This window comes from Streptacidiphilus monticola (assembly GCF_042658505.1).
In the GTDB taxonomy this organism is placed as follows: domain Bacteria; phylum Actinomycetota; class Actinomycetes; order Streptomycetales; family Streptomycetaceae; genus Streptacidiphilus; species Streptacidiphilus monticola.
The window spans coordinates 17,192-33,548 of record NZ_JBHSQJ010000087.1 but is presented as its reverse complement, the minus strand read 5'-3'; the positions used below and the strand labels follow the sequence as shown (position 1 = coordinate 33,548).

General features: G+C 71.8%; 16 protein-coding genes. 6 read left to right on the top strand and 10 right to left on the bottom strand.

Annotated features, from left to right (window positions below; all coding sequences use genetic code 11):
* Positions 1-162: 162 nt before the first annotated feature.
* From ACFP3V_RS21615 to ACFP3V_RS21570, 10 genes are all read right to left on the bottom strand, one after another.
* Complete coding sequence (locus ACFP3V_RS21615) at positions 163-1,230, bottom strand: glycoside hydrolase family 18 protein (protein WP_380585909.1); 1,068 nt, start codon at positions 1,228-1,230, stop codon at positions 163-165.
* A gap of 130 nt (positions 1,231-1,360) precedes the next feature.
* On the bottom strand, positions 1,361-2,167 hold the full coding sequence (locus ACFP3V_RS21610) for an IclR family transcriptional regulator (RefSeq protein WP_380585907.1): 807 nt from the start codon (positions 2,165-2,167) through the stop codon (positions 1,361-1,363).
* 121 nt (positions 2,168-2,288) lie between these two features.
* Entirely contained in the window at positions 2,289-3,074 is a 786-nt protein-coding gene (locus ACFP3V_RS21605) for a VOC family protein (protein ID WP_380585905.1), read from the bottom strand.
* A gap of 115 nt (positions 3,075-3,189) precedes the next feature.
* Positions 3,190-4,644, bottom strand: coding sequence for a catalase (locus tag ACFP3V_RS21600; RefSeq protein ID WP_380585903.1), 1,455 nt, complete (start codon positions 4,642-4,644; stop codon positions 3,190-3,192).
* A 220-nt stretch (positions 4,645-4,864) separates the two neighbouring features.
* Positions 4,865-5,950 carry an allantoicase gene (alc, locus tag ACFP3V_RS21595; RefSeq protein WP_380585901.1) on the bottom strand — a complete coding sequence of 362 codons (1,086 nt, stop codon included), beginning with the start codon at positions 5,948-5,950 and terminating at the stop codon, positions 4,865-4,867.
* Positions 5,947-7,287, bottom strand: coding sequence for an allantoinase AllB (allB, locus tag ACFP3V_RS21590; RefSeq protein WP_380585899.1), 1,341 nt, complete (start codon positions 7,285-7,287; stop codon positions 5,947-5,949). Before allB ends, alc begins: the two co-directional genes overlap by 4 nt.
* Before the next feature lie 55 nt (positions 7,288-7,342).
* Complete coding sequence (locus tag ACFP3V_RS21585) at positions 7,343-8,551, bottom strand: glycerate kinase (protein ID WP_380585897.1); 1,209 nt, start codon at positions 8,549-8,551, stop codon at positions 7,343-7,345.
* Between the two features lie 97 nt (positions 8,552-8,648).
* Positions 8,649-10,409 carry a glyoxylate carboligase gene (gene gcl, locus ACFP3V_RS21580; RefSeq protein WP_380585895.1) on the bottom strand — a complete coding sequence of 587 codons (1,761 nt, stop codon included), beginning with the start codon at positions 10,407-10,409 and terminating at the stop codon, positions 8,649-8,651.
* A gap of 2 nt (positions 10,410-10,411) precedes the next feature.
* Positions 10,412-11,299 carry a 2-hydroxy-3-oxopropionate reductase gene (locus ACFP3V_RS21575; RefSeq protein ID WP_380585893.1) on the bottom strand — a complete coding sequence of 296 codons (888 nt, stop codon included), beginning with the start codon at positions 11,297-11,299 and terminating at the stop codon, positions 10,412-10,414.
* Between the two features lie 154 nt (positions 11,300-11,453).
* Positions 11,454-12,299, bottom strand: a complete 846-nt coding sequence (locus tag ACFP3V_RS21570; RefSeq protein ID WP_380585892.1) for a TIM barrel protein — start codon at positions 12,297-12,299, stop codon at positions 11,454-11,456.
* 104 nt (positions 12,300-12,403) lie between these two features.
* Here ACFP3V_RS21570 and ACFP3V_RS21565 point away from each other — a divergent pair, with 104 nt between their 5' ends.
* From ACFP3V_RS21565 to ACFP3V_RS21540, 6 genes are all read left to right on the top strand, one after another.
* On the top strand, positions 12,404-12,655 hold the full coding sequence (locus ACFP3V_RS21565) for a thiamine-binding protein (RefSeq protein WP_380585891.1): 252 nt from the start codon (positions 12,404-12,406) through the stop codon (positions 12,653-12,655).
* Positions 12,652-13,032, top strand: coding sequence for a helix-turn-helix domain-containing protein (locus ACFP3V_RS21560; protein ID WP_380585890.1), 381 nt, complete (start codon positions 12,652-12,654; stop codon positions 13,030-13,032). Before ACFP3V_RS21565 ends, ACFP3V_RS21560 begins: the two co-directional genes overlap by 4 nt.
* 108 nt (positions 13,033-13,140) lie before the next feature.
* Positions 13,141-13,653 (top strand): 2-oxo-4-hydroxy-4-carboxy-5-ureidoimidazoline decarboxylase, encoded by a 513-nt coding sequence (gene uraD, locus ACFP3V_RS21555; protein ID WP_380585889.1) that lies wholly within the window; start codon positions 13,141-13,143, stop codon positions 13,651-13,653.
* Entirely contained in the window at positions 13,650-13,964 is a 315-nt protein-coding gene (uraH, locus tag ACFP3V_RS21550; RefSeq protein WP_380585888.1) for a hydroxyisourate hydrolase, read from the top strand. Before uraD ends, uraH begins: the two co-directional genes overlap by 4 nt.
* Before the next feature lie 4 nt (positions 13,965-13,968).
* On the top strand, positions 13,969-14,883 hold the full coding sequence (gene pucL / locus ACFP3V_RS21545) for a factor-independent urate hydroxylase (protein WP_380585887.1): 915 nt from the start codon (positions 13,969-13,971) through the stop codon (positions 14,881-14,883).
* 95 nt (positions 14,884-14,978) lie between these two features.
* Positions 14,979-16,349 (top strand): 8-oxoguanine deaminase, encoded by a 1,371-nt coding sequence (locus ACFP3V_RS21540; RefSeq protein ID WP_380585886.1) that lies wholly within the window; start codon positions 14,979-14,981, stop codon positions 16,347-16,349.
* The last annotated feature ends 8 nt before the right edge of the window (positions 16,350-16,357 follow it).

Genomic DNA, 16,357 nt, shown 5'->3' with positions numbered 1-16,357 from the left:
CACCCCGTCCGCGACGGGGACGCCGTCGCCGACGACGGCGTCCCCCAGCACCTCCGCGACGCAGCACGGCCGTTCGCACTCCTCGACCGCGCCGGGCGCGTCCCATCGGCCCGGCCCGAAGAAGTCCTGACCGGCGGACAGGTCCGACGCTCCGTCAACTCCTCAGCCCTGGCGCAGCGCCGGCATCGGGATCGGGACCGAGTAGGCCGTGGCTCCCGCGCCGACGCCGCCCTCGCAGGTGTTGGGCGGAGTCGTGGTGACGCCCCGGGTGGACGGCTTCTCGGCGGCCCAGAACATGTAGCCGAGCAGGCCGGAGGTGGTTCCGGCACCGTTGGGGGCGGCGTTCTGGACCCAGCTGCCGGTGGAGTTCTGCACCGAGTTGGCGAAGTCGGTGCACTCCGGCCGCACCTGTGAGCCCTCCGCGATGTAGAGGCTGCCGGTGAACTTGGCGGGGGCCAACGGCGGGATGGCGGGGCTGTAGTTGGACTTGCCGTCGATGTGCTCCTGCCAGTTGGACTCGGCGGTGGAGGCGGACGGCTGCTTACTGGGCACCATCGCGTTGGCGTAGTCGAGCACCGGCTTAGCGGTGGTCAGCCAGTTGGCGGTGGCGTACTGGTCGAGGCCGATCAGCCAGCGGTCCCCGGCGGCGACGTCGATGGTGAGCCGGGCGGTGGGGTCGGCCCCGGTCGCGTCGTAGGGGTGCGCGGCCCGGTAGGCGTCGATGAACGCCTGCAGGCCGGTCAGGTTGGGGCTGGAGCTCTCCTCGTAGTCGATCTCGATGCCGACGCCGAGCTGCGACGCCAGCGCGGCCGCCTTCTGGCCGAGCAGGGTCGGGTTCTGCGCGAGGGCGGTGTTCCAGTCGCTGGTGTAGGTGATGCCGCCGATCGACAGCATGACCCGGATGCCGTGGCTGGTGAAGTAGTTGACGACGGCCTGGTTCATGCCGACCGGGACGCCGTTGGCGTCGCCGCTGTCGTTGGTGCCGTTGAGCAGCCGCAGCGGGTTGACGAAGCTGAGCACCACCAGGTTGACGGAGGGCCGGCCGTCGCCCCGGTCGATGAGCCAGTGGTTGTTCGTGTCGAAGTCGGTCATGTTGCGGACGGTGGCCCAGGTGCAGGCGTCGTTGCCGCAGTGCCAGGCGCCGTAGATCTGGAGCGGGGTGGCGGCGGTCGCGGAGGTGGGGGCTCCGGCGGCCGAACCGACCAGGGCGAGCAGCCCGGCTGCGGTCAACAGCCGTATCCTGCGCAGGACTTGGGTACGCACGTGCGCCTCCCGGCGACGAGTGCTGATGGGGGTGGATCAAGGGTGCTGACCCGCGCCCGCCCCGTCAATGGTGCGTACCAATCTTCCTGGACACCGGTCAGAGCGTCAGCGCCAGCAGCACCGGCGCCGCCCGCAGCGCGAGCACGTCGGCCGCGTCGCGCAGCCGGTGCGCCTGCTCCGTCGGCAGCGAAAGCGCCAGGCAGCCGACCGCCGCCCCGGCGGTGACGGGCACCGCGGCGCAGACCGTGCCCAAGGCGTACTCCTGCAGGTCCAGCACCGGAACGGTGGCCGGCTGGCGGTCCAGCGTGTGCAGCAGCGCGTCGGTGTCCACGGTGGTGCGGGAGGTGAACCGGGCCGTGGGATGGCGGGCGAAGTGGTCGCGGCGGCCGTCGTGGTCGAGCTGCGCGAGCAGGCACTTGCCGACCGCGCTGGCGTGGCCCGAGGCCCGGAAGTCCACCCACTCGTGCACGCTCGGCGTCAGCGGCCCGTCCACCACGGCCTGCACCGAGACCTCGCCCTCCTGGTACCTGGCGAAGTACACGGCGGCGCCCAACTCGTCCCGCAGCGACGCGAGTTTGGCCAGCAACCGGGACTGCACCATCTGCTCCCGGTTGCCCTGGCCGAGCACCGCGAAGGCCGAGCCGAGCACGAAGCTGCCGTCGGACAGGCGCTCCACGTAGCCGTCCCGGGCGAGTGCGCGCAGCAGCCGGCGCACGGCGTCGCCGGGCAGGCCGAGTTCGTGGCTCAGCTCCTCGGCGCTGGCGCCGTAGACATGGCGGTCGACGGCCTCGATGAGCCGCAGGGCCCGCTCGACCGAGGTCCGCGGGGCGACGGTACGCGGGGCCGGGACGCCCGGGGCGGAGCCGTGCGCGCCGCCCTGTGCCTGAGCCTTGTGCGCTGCCATGTGCCTCAGGGTAGCCCGCGGTTCCGCGCGGAGGCAGGGCTTCGGCGCACAGATGCGCAAACACGCAGGCAGCCTGACGAACAGTCAGACTGCCTGCGGGCGGGCGTTCGTGACGGGAGGGTCACATGCTGAGCTTGATGATGCAGAAGACCGCGCCCCACGGGTCCTGCAGGCCGGCCATCCGGCCGACCGGGATCTCCATGGGCGGCACGACCAGGTTGGCACCGCGCTTGACCGCCGCGTCGGCGGTGGAGTCGCAGTCGTCCACGGCGAACCAGACGCTCCAGTGCGGGGGCACGTGCTCAGGGAACTTGTCCGCCATGTCCTGCATGGCGCCCACCATCCGGCCCCGCGCCGTCAGCGCCTGGTAGCTGTTGTCCGTGGAGCCCTCCATGGGCTCCAGTTCCAGGTCGAACACCGACCTGTAGAAGGCGGCCGCGGCCGGGACGTCCTTGGTGTTGCACTCGTTCCAGGTAAGCGCGCCCGGCTCGTTGACGACCTGCGCGCCGAAGAAGTCCTTGTACTGCCAGACGCCGAAGACGGCGCCCGTCGGGTCCTGGGCGACGATCATGCGGCCGACGGGCCCCACGTCCATGGGCGGGACCATCACGGTGCCGTGCGCGGCCGTGATCTTCCGGGCGGTGGCGTCCGCGTCGTCCGAGGCCAGGTAGGTGGTCCACACGTGCGGCGGCTCCGGCATCCCCTCGGGCGCCATGGCCGGGCCGATGCCGGCGACCGGGCGGCCGTTGAGGTTCATGATGGCGTAGCCGCCGAACTCCTCGGGCCCCTTCTCCCCCTCCCATCCGAAGAGGTCCATGTAGAAGTCCATGGCCAACTGCTGGTCCTTGGCCATCAGGTCGACCCAACAGGGCGTGCCGGGGGTGTACGGCTTGTCGATGAAAGGCATCCTCGCCTCCGAGGCGGTAGCTGTCAGTGCCCCCTCCGGCGAACACTCTTCACCGTGCCTGCCCGCCCCGCCACCGGAACGGGCAGGTTCGCCCGGATGTGTCTGCCGCCGCGTGTCAGTCCTGGTTGCGCAGCGCGTCGACCGCCGCCTCGACCCGGCGGCCGTACTCGGGATCGGCGGCTTGGAAGAACGGCAGCACCCGCTCGACCACGTCGTCCCGGGTGACCTGGCCCAGCGAGGCGGCCAGGTTGGCCACCAGGCGGTCGCGCTCGGCCGCGGACATCAGCCGGTAGAGGTCACCGGCCTGGGTGAAGTCGTCGTCCTTGGCGTGCTCGGTGGTGCCGTGCGGACCGGTCCAGCCGCTGATCGCGATGGGCGCGGCGAGCGGCTGGTCGGTCTGGCGCGGGCCGCCGAAGGAGTTGGGCTCGTAGTTCTTCGCCCGCCCGGCGGCGTTGACCGCGCCGAGGCCGTCCCGCCCGTAGTTCTGAACGGTCGTCGCCTTCGGTGCGTTGACGGCGAGTTGGGTGTGGTTGACCCCGAGGCGGTACCGGTGCGCGTCCGCGTAGGCGAAGAGGCGGCCCTGCAGCATCTTGTCCGGGGAGGGCCCGATGCCCGGCACGAAGTTGTTGGGCGAGAACGCGGCCTGCTCCACCTCGGCGAAGACGTTGTCCGGGTTGCGGTTGAGCACGAGCCGCCCGACGCGCTGGAGCGGGTAGTCGGCGTGCGGCCAGACCTTGGTGAGGTCGAAGGGGTTGAACCGGTACTCGGCCGCCTCGGCCACCGGCATCAGCTGCACGTAGAGGGTCCAACTGGGGAAGACGCCCCGGTCGATCGCCTGGTACAGATCGCGCTGGTGGCTGTCCGGGTCCGCCCCGGCCAGCTCGGCCGCCTGGCCGGCGTCGAGGCAGCGGATGCCCTGGTTGGTCTTGAAGTGGTACTTCACCCAGTAGGCGGAGCCGTCCTCGGCGACCCACTGGTAGGTGTGCGAGCCGTACCCGTTCATGTGCCGGTAGGAGGCCGGGATGCCCCGGTCGCCGAAGAGCCAGGTGATCTGGTGCAGGGACTCCGGCGAGTAGGACCAGTAGTCCCAGACGTTGTCCGGCTCGGAGATGCCGGTGTAGGGGTCGCGCTTCTGGGAGTGGATGAAGTCCGGGAACTTGATCGGGTCCTTGATGAAGAACACCGGGGTGTTGTTGCCGACGAGGTCGTAGTTGCCCTCCTCGGTGTAGAACTTCACCGCGAAGCCGCGCGGGTCGCGCACGGCGTCGGCCGCCCCGAGGTTGCCGGCGACGGTGGAGAAGCGGAGGAAGACGTCCGTCCGCTTGCCCACGTCGCCGAGGAAGGCCGCCCGGGTGAACGGCGTGACGTCGTCGGTGACCTCGAAGTACCCGTACGCCCCGGAACCGCGCGCGTGGACCACGCGCTCGGGGATGCGCTCCCGGTTGAACCGGGCGAGCTTCTCGATGAGCTGCTGGTCCTGGATGAGCAGGGGCCCTCCGGGCCCGGCCTGCGTGGAGTTCTGGTTGTCGGCGACCGGCGCGCCGGACTCGGTGGTCAGGATTTTGGGCATGACGAATCCTCAGGTGATGCAGGTGAATGAGTTGCAGAAGCCCCTTGGGGGCGCGAGGAACTGTGCGACCAGCCACCCGTGGTGGTGAGCGCCGAACCAGCGCGTCGAACCTCCGCGAGTGGTGGGTTGCTCGCGGTGGGGGCACCTCCCGCCGTGGGGGTACCCCCGGCCGAAGGCTGGGGGAGGGTGGGCGATCCTCGCGCCCCTGATGGGGCTGAGGTCAGAGGTCGAGTTCGGCCCGGGCCGCGTTCGCGACGGGCGGGGGGACGAGGGCGAGCCAGCGTTCGGCCTGGGCGCGGCGCCCCGCGGGGGTGAGCCGGCCGGTGAGCCGCAGGCGGGCGACGCCGCCATCGGGGTAGACGTCCAGGCGGGCGTGGGTGACCGGGCGCTGCGGGGCGACCCGCAACCTGTGCCGGGTGTCGGGCTGCAGCCGGGTGCGGGGCAGGAGTTCGAACCACTCCCCCGTCCGGGCGTCCCGGCCGGAGACCGAGGCCCAGCCGGGGCAGTTGAAGACGAAGTGCGTGGTGTCGATCTCGACGGCCAGCACCTCGCCCTCACCGGCGAGTTGGAGTTCCACCCAGTCGTTGCCCCGGTCCCGGCGGCGCCGGGTCTCCCAGCCCTCGCCCATGACCGCCGCCCGCCCGAGGGCGTTCAGGTTGTGCGGGGACGAGAAGTACCGGTCCGAGGCGCCGGTGGCGACCCCGCCGAACTCCTGGGCGGCCAGGTCGAAGGTGAGCCCGTCGAGGTCGCGCGGGTCGGCGACGACCTCGCCGTGGACCCGGAGCCGGGCCACGCCGCCGTCCGGCCAGATGTTCAGCCGTACGTGCGTGAACAGCCGCTCCACTCCCCTCACGGGGAACTCGTGCGCGGTGTCGCCCTTGAGCGCGGTCCTCGGGACGATCTCGGTCCACTCGGCCTGCGCCAGCTCCTCCGGCGAGGGGAAGTCCGGCACGTAGGCGGCCTCGACCGACCCGAACTCCGGGTAGTTGCCGGTGAAGTGGGCCGTGTCCACGATGACCCCGCGGATCACGCCGGCGACGCCCAGCCGGACGACGGCCCAGTCGTGGTCGCCCTCGGTGGGGTGGGGCTGCTCACCGCTGACACCGCGTCGGCGACGGGTCTCCCAGCCGTCCATGATCTGGCCCTTGTGGCCGAAGGTGTGCGGACGGAACTCGGCGGCCTTGGCGACGAGCAGGTTCTCCTTCTCGGCGAAGGCCTCGTCGTTGGCGTCGACCACCCCCGCGCCCAGGCTACGGGCGGCGAGGTTGACCAGCTCCGTGAAGTGCGGGGCTGCTGAGGCACTCATGCGTCGGACTCTCCCTTGGAGATCAGGCGGCCGGTCGGCGCGGCTGCGACGTCCACGACCCGGCCGCGGAGCCAGGTGGTGCGGACGGAGCCGGTCAGCGTGCGGCCCGCGTACGGGGTGACGGGGTTGCGGTGGTGCAGCGCCTCCGCGGCGACGGTGAACGCGGCGTCCGGGTCGAAGGCGACCAGGTCGGCGTCCCTGCCGGGGGCGATGGCGCCCTTGCGGTCGAGTCCGGCGAGCGCGGCGGGGCCGCTGCTCAGCCAGCGGACGACGTCGGACAGGCTGTGCCCGCGGCGGCGGGCCTCGGTCCAGACGGCCGGAAGGCCGAGCTGGAGCGAGGCGATGCCGCCCCAGGCGGCGGCGAAGTCGCCGCTGCCGCCGTCCTTCTGACGCAGCTTCAGCTCGGGGGTGGACGGGGAGTGGTCGGAGACCACCGCGGCGAACTCGCCCGCGGCCAGAGCGGCCCACAGCGCGTCTCGGTTGGCCTCGCTGCGGATCGGCGGACAGCACTTGAAGGCGGTGTCGCCGTCCGGGACCTGCTCGGCGGTCAGGGTCAGGTAGTGGGGACAGGTCTCGGCGGTCACCTGGACGCCCTCGGCGCGGGCCGCGCGCAGCAGCGGCAGGACGGCCGCGGAGGACACGTGCAGGACGTGGACGCGGGCGCCGGTCTCCTTGGCGACGGCCAGCAGGCCGGCCACGGCGTGCGCCTCGGCGTCGTCGGGACGGGAGGCGAGGAAGTCCGCGTAGACCGGCCCCGGCCGGCCGGGCGCGGCGTCGAGGACGCCGGGGTCCTCGGCGTGGATGATCGCCAGCGCGCCGAGCCGGGCCTGCTCGGCCAGGGCCTCGCGCAGCTGAGCGGTCGTCAGGTGCGGGAACTCGTCGACCCCGGAGGGCGCGAGGAAGGACTTGAAGCCGAACACCCCGGCCCGGTGCAGCGGTTCGAGATCGGCGGTGTTGCCGGGGATCGCGCCGCCCCACAAGCCGGTGTCGACCCAGAGCTGGCCGGCGGCGGCCTTCCGCTTCTCCTCCAGGTTGGCCACGGTGGTCGTGGGCGGCAGGGAGTTCAGCGGCATGTCGATGATCGTCGTCACGCCCCCGGCCGCGGCGGCGCGGGTGGCCGTGGCGAACCCCTCCCACTCGGTGCGCCCGGGCTCGTTGACGTGCACGTGCGTGTCGACGAGCCCGGGGAGCAGGACGAGCTCCCCCAGGTCGGTGACCTCGCCGGAGCTCTGCCCGTACCCGGTGACCTCGACGACCCGCCCCTCGCGGACGACGACGTCGGCAGCCGCTTCCCCCTCGGGAAGGATGACGCGACGGGAACGGAAGATCTCGCTCAACGGGCACCTCCGGAATGGGGATTGCGGCGAGCCTAGGGCCGCCTTCAACAAAACGTCAACGGTCAGTTTCAACACTCTGTTGCACCCCGCTAGGGGTGCCGGGGTTACCGCCAGCGCCACGAGGGGGCAGCCCACGGGCCAGGCGTTCACCGGCCAGTTCGGCCAGCCGAGCCGCGTCGCGCATGCTGTCCAGGCCGGTCTCCTCCGCCAGCGCCACGAGGGACACCGCCTCCGCGAAGCCGGCGGCACGCCACCGCTCCTCGCTCAGGGCCAGCATCCCCGCGACCGCGGCCACGCGCGCTCCCGCCCTGGCGGCGGCCTCCGCGACGCCCGCGGGGGCTTTCCCGTGGAGCGTCTGCTCGTCGAGACAGCCCTCCCCCGTCACCACCAGGGCCGCCCCCTCCACGGCCCCGGCGAAGTCCAGCAGGTCCAGCAGCAGGGCGATGCCCGGCCGGAGCGAGGCGCCCAGCAGGGCCAGGGCGCCGAAGCCCAGGCCGCCCGCCGCACCCGCGCCGGGGGCGGCGCGCAGGTCACGGCCCGTCAGTTGGGCCACGTGGTCGGCCCAGTGGGCCAGCGCGGCGTCCAGGACGGGCACGTCCTCCGGCGTCGCGCCCTTCTGCGGGCCGTACACCGCCGCCGCGCCGCGCGGGCCCAGCAGCGGGTTGTCCACGTCCGAGGCGACGACGACCTCCACGCCCTCCAGCAGCGAGGCCAGCGGGCCGGGATCCAGGGACGCCAGCCGCGCCAGGGCCGCGCCGCCGGGCGGCAGGTCGAGGCCGTCCGCGTCCCGCAGCCGTACGCCCAGCGCCTGCGCCATGCCGGCGCCGCCGTCCGTGCAGGCGACTCCCCCGAGCCCCAGCACGATCCTGCGGCAGCCCGACTCCACGGCGCGGGCCACGAGTTGGCCGGTTCCGTAACTGGTCGCGGTCAGCGGGTGCTTCTCGCCGCCGGGCAGCAGCTGCAGGCCGCTGGCCTGCGCCGCCTCCACGACGGCGGTGTCGCCCTGGCGCGCGAAGGACGCGTCGACGGGCTCCCCCGTCGGCCCGACGACGCGTACCCGGACCTCCTCGAACCCGGCCGCGACCGCGGCCAGGACCGTTCCCTCGCCCCCGTCGGCCACCGGCAGCGTGTGCACGTCCGCGCCCGGCCGGGCGCGGCGGATGCCCGCCGCGATGCGCTCGGCCGCCTCGGCGGCGGTCAGACTGCCCTTGAACTTGTCCGGGGCGACGACGACCCGGACGTTCCCTCGGGTGCGCTCGCTCATGCGCGGTGGCCTTCCTGACGGGGCGGCAGGGGAGAGAGGTGGTTCCCTCCCGGCGGCGCGGGCACGACCGGATGAGGTACACGCCGCCGGGAGGAGACTATGCGTGGCGGATCGCCGTGGGGGCGTCCGCGGGGACGGAGGCCAGCTCCTCGAACTCGTTGACGGCGTCGATCTCCACGCCCATCGAGACGTTGGTGACCCGCTCCAGGATCACCTCGACCACCACCGGCACCCGGTACTCCTGGGCCAGCTTCTTCGCCTCCTCCAGCGCCGGGGCGATGCCGTCGGGCTCGAAGACGCGCAGCGCCTTGCAGCCCAGGCCCTCGACCACCTTGACGTGGTCCACGCCGTAGCCGTTGACCTCCGGGGCGTTGACGTTCTCGAAGGACAGCTGGACGCAGAAGTCCATGTCGAACTGCCGCTGCGCCTGGCGGATCAGGCCGAGGTAGGCGTTGTTCACGACGACGTGCACGTACGGGATCCGGAACTGCGCCCCGACCGCCAACTCCTCGATCATGAACTGGAAGTCGTAGTCCCCGGACAGGGCGACCACCGTGGCGTCCGGGTCGGCCGTGGCCACGCCCAGCGCGGCGGGCACGGTCCAGCCCAGCGGGCCGGCCTGGCCGGCGTTGATCCAGTGGCGCGGGTGGTAGACGTGCAGCAGCTGGGCGGCCTGGATCTGGGAGAGCCCGATCGTGGTCACGTAGCGGACGTCGCGCCCGAAGGCTGTGTTCATCTCCTGGTAGACCCGCTGCGGCTTGACCGGCACGTGGTCGAAGCTGGTCTTGCGCAGCAGCTCGCCCCGGCGCCCGCGGACCTCCGCGGCCCAGGCCGAACGGTCCGTCAGCCTGCGTTCCCGGGCGGCCTCGACGAGCAGCTCCAGGGCCGCCTTCGCGTCCGAGACGATGCCGTAGTCGGGGGCGAAGACCCGGCCGATCTGGGTCGGCTCGATGTCGATGTGCACGAAGGTGCGGCCGCGGGTGTAGGTGTCCAGGCCGCCGGTGTGGCGGTTGGCCCAGCGGTTGCCGATGCCGAGGACGAAGTCCGAGGCGAGGAAGGAGGCGTTGCCGTAGCGGTGCGCGGTCTGCAGGCCGACCATGCCCGCGGTCAGCGGGTGGTCGTCCGGGATGGAGCCCCAGCCCATCAGCGTCGGGACCACCGGAACGCCGGTCAACTCGGCGAACTCGACCAGGAGTTCGGCCGCGTCCGCGTTGATGACGCCGCCGCCGGCGACGATCAGCGGCCGCTCGGACCGCTCCAGCAGGTCCAGCGCCTTGTCGATCTGGGCGCGGGTCGCCTGCGGCTTGTAGACGGGCAGCGGTTGGTAGGTGGCCGGGTCGAACTCGATCTCGGCCAGCTGCACGTCGATGGGCAGGTCGATCAGCACCGGGCCGGGGCGGCCCGAGCGCATCAGGTGGAAGGCCTGCTGGAAGGCGCCGGGGACCTGGGCGGGCTCGAGGACCGTCATCGCCATCTTGGTCAGCGGCTTGGCGATGGACGCGATGTCGACCGCCTGGAAGTCCTCCTTGTGCAGCTTGGCGACCGGCGCCTGGCCGGTGATGCAGAGGATCGGGATCGAGTCGGCGCTCGCCGAGTACAGACCGGTGATCATGTCGGTGCCGGCCGGGCCCGAGGTCCCGATGCAGACGCCGATGTTGCCGGCCTTCGCACGGGTGTAGCCCTCCGCCATGTGCGAGGCGCCCTCGACGTGCCGGGCCAGGACGTGGCGCAGTCCGCCCTGGCTCCGGATCGCCGCGTAGAAGGGGTTGATCGCCGCTCCCGGCAGGCCGAAGAGGGTGTCCACCCCCTCCAGCTTGAGGATCTCGACGGCCGCCTGGGCCGCGGTCATCCGAGGCATCGTCAGTTCACCTTTCCGGACAGGCGCTCCAGGTTGCGCAGCAGCGCCGAGTGGTCGAGCCCGCCGTCGCCTGCGGCGCGGAGCGCGGTGATGAAGTCGGCGACCAGGGACGCGGTGGGCAGCGGCGCGCCGACGGCACGGGCGGCGGAGAGCAGGTTGCCCAGGTCCTTGTGGTGCAGGTCGATGCGGAAGCCGGGGGCGAAGTCGCGGTTGACGAAGTTCTGCTTCTTCCGGGTCAGCACGGTGGACCCGGCCAGGCCGCCGTTGAGCACGTCGAGGGCGACGTCGAGGTCGACGCCGGACCGCTCCAGGAAGACGACGGCCTCGGCGCAGGCCTGGATGTTGACCGCCACGATCAGCTGGTTGGCGACCTTGACGGTCTGTCCGGCCCCGGAGGGCCCGACCAGCGCCACGGTGGTGCCCAGCGCGTCCAGCACCGGCTTCGCCTCGGCGAAGTCCTCGGCCTTGCCCCCGACCATGATGGACAGCACGCCCTCGATGGCCCCGGCCTCGCCACCCGAGACGGGGGCGTCGATCGACCGCAGGCCCCGCTCCTCGGCCGCGGCGGCCACCCGCTGGGACATCTGCGGCGTCACACTGCTCATGTCGATGAGCAGCGCCCCGGCGGGCGCGTTGTCGAGGACGCCGCCGTCTCCGAAGTAGACCTCCTCGACCTGCGGGTCGGCGGGGACCATGGTGATGACGACCTCGGCGTCCTTGACCGCCTCGGCGATGCTGGCCGCTCCGCGACCGCCTTCCGCCACGAGCTTGTCGATGGGCGGCTGGGTGAGGTTGAAGCCGGTGACGGTGTGCCCGGCCCGGACCAGATTGGCCGCCATCGGGCTACCCATGATCCCGAGCCCGATGAAGGCGATACGACGAGAGCTCATCTTCTGTACTCCTAGGGGAAGTTGCAGGCCCCTTCGGGGGCGCGAGGAACTGCGCGGGCAACCCACCACCGGCGGAGGTCCGACCCGAACGCACGGCGCCCACCTGCGTGGGTGGTTGCTCGCGCAGTTCGTCGCGCCCCCGGGTGGGTGCGACTCAAGCGCGGCTGCTTCTCCGCAGGGCGCGGGGCAGCCAGTCGAAGTTGTCGGCGGACGCCGTCCCCGGCAGGGGCTTGTACTCCAGTCCGACGTGACCGCCGTACCCCTCGGCCTCCAACTGGCCGAGCAGGGACGGGAAATCCAGCTCTCCGGTGCCGGGGTGGTTGCGTCCGGGGTTGTCCGCGATCTGCACGTGGCCGATGCGGTCCGCGTGGTCGGCGACCGCCTTGGCGGGGTCCTCCCCGCCCCGCGCCAGGTGGTACAGGTCGGCGAGGAAGCGGGTGTTGCCCAGCCCGGTACGGGCGTTCACCGCGTCCACCACGGCCACCGCGTCGGCGCTGCTCAGCAGGCCGTACTGGGGCGCCTCGGGTGCGTTCAGGGCTTCCACCAGCAGGACCGCACCGATACCGTGGGCCGCCTGCGCGGCCAGGGCCAGGTTCTCCAGGGCCAGTTCGTCCTGCTCCTGCACCGGCACGCCCTCGACCCGGTTGCCGTAGAGGGCGTTGAGCGCCTTGCAGCCCATCGACTCGGCCAGACCCACCGCCACGGCGATGTTCTCGCGGAACCGCTGCGAGTCGGCGGGGCGCGACAGCAGGCCCTTGTCACCTGCGGCCATGTCGCCCGCGTCGAAGTTCAGGCCGGTCAGCTGCACCCCGGCATCCTCGAACGCCCGTCGCAACGCGTCGAGTTGGGACTGCGGGGGGGTCGGGCCGTCCAGCGTCCACCACAGTTCCGCGGCGTCGAAGCCGGCGGCCGCGGCTGCGGCCGGGCGCTCCAGGAGCGGGAGTTCGGTGAAGAGGATCGAGAGGTTGACGGTCCAGCGCTGGTTCAGCCAGTCGCTCATGCGATCACCAATTCCACGATGCGGAATCTACTTTCTGCTTGGTGAAACTATCCCATGCTGCTTCAACACTTTGTCAACCCCTGGCCCGTGGATACGCTTCACCCGTGCGATTGAAGGTGGAGTTCACGACAGAGCCGTTCGACATGGACGGCTTCCCGGAGCATGCGAAGGCCGCCCGCCGCGTGGTCGACGAGGCCGGCCTGGAGGTCGAGGTCGGGCCGTTCGGCACGAGCGCGGAGGGGGCCGCCGAGCAGGTGCTCGCCGCGGTCGACCGGCTCGTGCGGCAGAGCCTGGAGCACGGCGCGAGCCAGATATCCCTGCAGGTCACCGTTCTGGAGGGGGGTGAGCAGGGATGACCGCCGAGGAGCGCCACCCGCTCGCGGACGCGATCAAGCCGCTGCTCGACGCCGTCGGCGCCAGCGAGGTGGCCCTGGACGAGGCGCGCCCCGACGACCTGGTGCTGGACTGGGACGGCGACCCCGCCGTCGCCGTCCGGCTGCCCGGGCTGGAGAGCGCGCTGGACCGGCTGCTGCGCGAGGCCCGCCGCCAGTTCGGCGGCGGCGACCTGAAGGACCTCGACCGCGCCTCCAAGCAGCGGGTGGTCGCCCTGCTGGAGGAGCGCGGCGCGTTCACCGTGCGCCACGGCGTGGAGACGGTCGCGGCGGCCCTGGGCGTCAGCCGCTTCACCGTCTACAACTACCTGAACCGCCAGCAGGCCAACGGCAAGGGCTGACCGAGCCGGGCCGCTCCGGGGACTCGGCGAACTTACTTCAACAAACTGTTGACGCGGCGGGGTGATCGCTCCTAGCTTTCTGGACATACCCCCGGCACAGGAGGTCGCATGACCCCGTCGCTCAACACGCCGTCGCTCGACAGGCTCAACCAGCACGAGGACGCGGTCCTCGACGGGATCCTGCTGGAGGTCTGCTCCAGCCCCACCTGGGCGCGGCTGGTCCGGCTCGCCCGGCCCTATCCCGCCCCCGAGGCTCTGCTCGCCGCCAACGCCGCGGCCATGGACGCCCTGTCCGAGGCAGACCTGCGCCAGGCCATGGCCGGCCACGCCCGCATCGGCAAGCCCAAGCAGGGCGACGCCACCTCGCAGCGCGAGCAGTCCGGCGTCAGCGGCGCCGACCGGGCGCTGCTGGACGAGCTCGCCCAGGCCAACGCGGCCTACGAGGCCCGTTTCGGCCACGTCTTCCTGATCTGCGCCACCGGCCGTACCGCCGGCACCATGCTCGCCGCCCTGCGGGAGCGTCAGGACAACGACCCCGCAAAGGAGTTGGAGATCGTCCGGGGCGAGCTCCGGAAGATCAACGACATCCGGCTGACCCGGCTCCTCGAGGAGGACGCGTGACCACCGTCTCCACCCACGTGCTGGACACCAGCTCCGGCCGCCCCGCCGAGGGCGTCCCGGTGCAGCTGGACCAGCTGACCGACGGCGAGTGGAAGGCCGTCGGCGCCTCCCGCACCGACGCCGACGGCCGGGCCAAGGACCTGCCGGAGCCCGACCTGGCGTCAGGGACCGTGCTGCGCCTGCGCTTCGAGACCCGCGGGCCGTTCTTCCCCGAGGTCGCCATCGTCTTCGAGGTCGATCCGGCCCAACCGCACTACCACGTACCGCTGTTGCTCAACCCGTTCGGCTACTCCGTCTACCGAGGGAGCTAAAGACATGGCCCATGTGCTCGGCCAGAACCAGTACGGAAAGGCGGAGACCCGCGTCGTCCGCATCACCCGCAACGGCCACCGGCACGAGATCCGGGACCTGAACGTCTCCGTGGCGCTCTCCGGCGACCTGGACGACGTCCACCTCACCGGCTCCAACGCCCACTGCCTGCCCACCGACACCACCAAGAACACCGTCTACGCCTTCGCCAAGCAGTACGGGATCACCTCCCCCGAGGCCTTCGGCATCCAGCTGGCGCGGCACTTCGTCGACGACACCGAGCCGATCCACCGGGCCCGGATCCGCGTCGAGGAGTACGTCTGGGACCGGATCGCCACGCCGGACAACTCGGCCAAGTTCATCGGCTCCGACGAGATCGGCCACTCCTTCGTGCGCCGGGGCACCGAGGTCCGCACCTCCGAGATCGTCTACGACGGCTCGTCCGTCCAGGTGATCTCCGGCCTCAAGGACCTGATCGTGATGAACTCGACCAACTCCGAGTTCTGGGGCTACATCAAGGACCGGTACACGACGCTGCAGGAGGCCTACGACCGGATCCTGGCCACGCAGGTGACGGCCCGTTGGAAGTTCGGCTTCACCGGCGCCGAGGGCGAGCCGGAGCCCAACTGGGACCGCTCCTACGGCCAGGTACGCCGGCACCTGCTGGAGGCCTTCGCCGAGACCTACTCCTACTCGCTGCAGCAGACCCTGTTCGCCATGGGCAACCGGGTCCTGGACAACCGCGCCGAGGTGGACGAGGTCCGGCTCGAACTGCCGAACAAGCACCACTTCCTGGTGGACCTGGAGCCCTTCGGCCTGAAGAACGACAACGAGGTCTACTACGCCGCCGATCGACCCTACGGCCTGATCGAGGGTACGGTTCACCGCGAGGGCGTCGCGCCGGTCATCCCCGTGGCCTGACGCCGCCCGACTCCGCCCCAGGGATTCTCCCGCCGTCCCGCCCTGGGCAGCAGCAGACGGCGGTTCCACGCACCGACACCGCCGAGGAGAAGCAGATGAGCGGCACGCCAACGCGCATCGTCATCGAGAACGCGGCCATCGCCACCGTCGACGCCCTGGACACCGAGTACAGCCGCGGCCACGTGGTCGTCGCGGACAACGTCATCGAGTCCGTCGGCGAGGGCCCGGCCCCGCACTGGCTGGAGAACGTCAGCAGGCGCGTCAACGCCGAGGGGCATCTGCTGACGCCCGGGCTGGTCAACACGCACCACCACTTCTACCAGTGGATCACCCGGGGCCTGGCCCAGGACAGCATCCTGTTCGACTGGCTGGTCGCCCTCTACCCGGTCTGGTCGCGCATCGACGCCGACCTGGTCCACGCCGCCGCGCAGGGCAGCGCCGCCGCGCTGCTCAAGTCCGGCTGCACCACGGCCATGGACCACCACTACGTGTTCCCGCAGGGCGCCGGCGACCTGCTCGGCGCGGAGATCGAGGCCGTCGCCGAGCTGGGCATGCGCTTCACCGCCACCCGCGGCTCGATGTCCCGCGGCAAGAGCGACGGCGGCCTGCCGCCGGACTTCGCCGTCGAGAAGACCGAGGACATCCTGCTCGCCTCCGAGGCCGCGGTGGACCGCTGGCACGACGCGAGCTTCGGCTCGATGCTGCACGTCGCCATCGCGCCCTGCTCGCCCTTCTCGGTCACCACCGAACTCATGCGCGACGCCGCCGAGTTGGCGCGGCGAAAAGGCGTGCGGCTGCACACCCACGGCTCGGAGACGGCCGAGGAGGAGCAGTTCTGCAAGGAACTGTTCGGCATGGGGCCGACCGACTACTTCGAGAGCGTCGGCTGGCTGGGCGAGGACGTGTGGATGGCGCACTGCGTCCACATGAACGACTCCGACATCGCCAAGTTCGCGCAGACCGGGACCGGCGTCGCCCACTGCCCCTCCTCCAACGCGCGGCTGGCCGCCGGGATCGCCCGGGTGCCGGACATGATGGCGGCCGGCGTGCCGGTGGGCCTGGGCGTGGACGGCACCGCCTCCAACGAGTCCGGCGAGCTGGGCACCGAGCTGCGCAACGCGCTGCTGATCAACCGCCTGCACGGGCGTCCGGACGCGCTGACGGCCCGTCAGGCGCTGCGGCTGGGCACCATGGGCGGCGCCCGGGTGCTGGGCCGCCAGGCCGAGATCGGCTCGATCGAGGCGGGCAAGCTGGCCGACCTGGCGCTGTGGAAGGTCGACGGCCTGATGCACTCGTCCATCGCCGACCCGGTCGCCGCTCTGGTCATGGGGGCCCTGCCGCCGCTTGCGCTGCTGCTGGTCAACGGCCGGCCGGTGGTCGAGCGCGGCAACCTGACCACCGTCAACGAGGACCGCATCGCACAGGCCTGCGCCAAGGCCGCCCGCGAACTCGCGTCGCGGGTGTAACCGCCCCA

Bases quoted from the DNA above. Each gene is read 5' to 3' on its own strand.
- ACFP3V_RS21570 (WP_380585892.1), bottom strand. From the start codon at position 12,299: ATGAGCGACTGGCTGAACCAGCGCTGGACCGTCAACCTCTCGATCCTC.
- alc (WP_380585901.1), bottom strand. From the start codon at position 5,950: ATGAGTGCCTCAGCAGCCCCGCACTTCACGGAGCTGGTCAACCTCGCC.
- ACFP3V_RS21600 (WP_380585903.1), bottom strand. From the start codon at position 4,644: ATGCCCAAAATCCTGACCACCGAGTCCGGCGCGCCGGTCGCCGACAAC.
- ACFP3V_RS21585 (WP_380585897.1), bottom strand. From the start codon at position 8,551: ATGAGCGAGCGCACCCGAGGGAACGTCCGGGTCGTCGTCGCCCCGGAC.
- uraD (WP_380585889.1), top strand. From the start codon at position 13,141: ATGACCCCGTCGCTCAACACGCCGTCGCTCGACAGGCTCAACCAGCAC.
- ACFP3V_RS21610 (WP_380585907.1), bottom strand. From the start codon at position 2,167: ATGGCAGCGCACAAGGCTCAGGCACAGGGCGGCGCGCACGGCTCCGCC.
- ACFP3V_RS21540 (WP_380585886.1), top strand. From the start codon at position 14,979: ATGAGCGGCACGCCAACGCGCATCGTCATCGAGAACGCGGCCATCGCC.
- ACFP3V_RS21605 (WP_380585905.1), bottom strand. From the start codon at position 3,074: ATGCCTTTCATCGACAAGCCGTACACCCCCGGCACGCCCTGTTGGGTC.
- ACFP3V_RS21575 (WP_380585893.1), bottom strand. From the start codon at position 11,299: ATGAGCTCTCGTCGTATCGCCTTCATCGGGCTCGGGATCATGGGTAGC.
- ACFP3V_RS21560 (WP_380585890.1), top strand. From the start codon at position 12,652: ATGACCGCCGAGGAGCGCCACCCGCTCGCGGACGCGATCAAGCCGCTG.
- gcl (WP_380585895.1), bottom strand. From the start codon at position 10,409: ATGCCTCGGATGACCGCGGCCCAGGCGGCCGTCGAGATCCTCAAGCTG.
- pucL (WP_380585887.1), top strand. From the start codon at position 13,969: ATGGCCCATGTGCTCGGCCAGAACCAGTACGGAAAGGCGGAGACCCGC.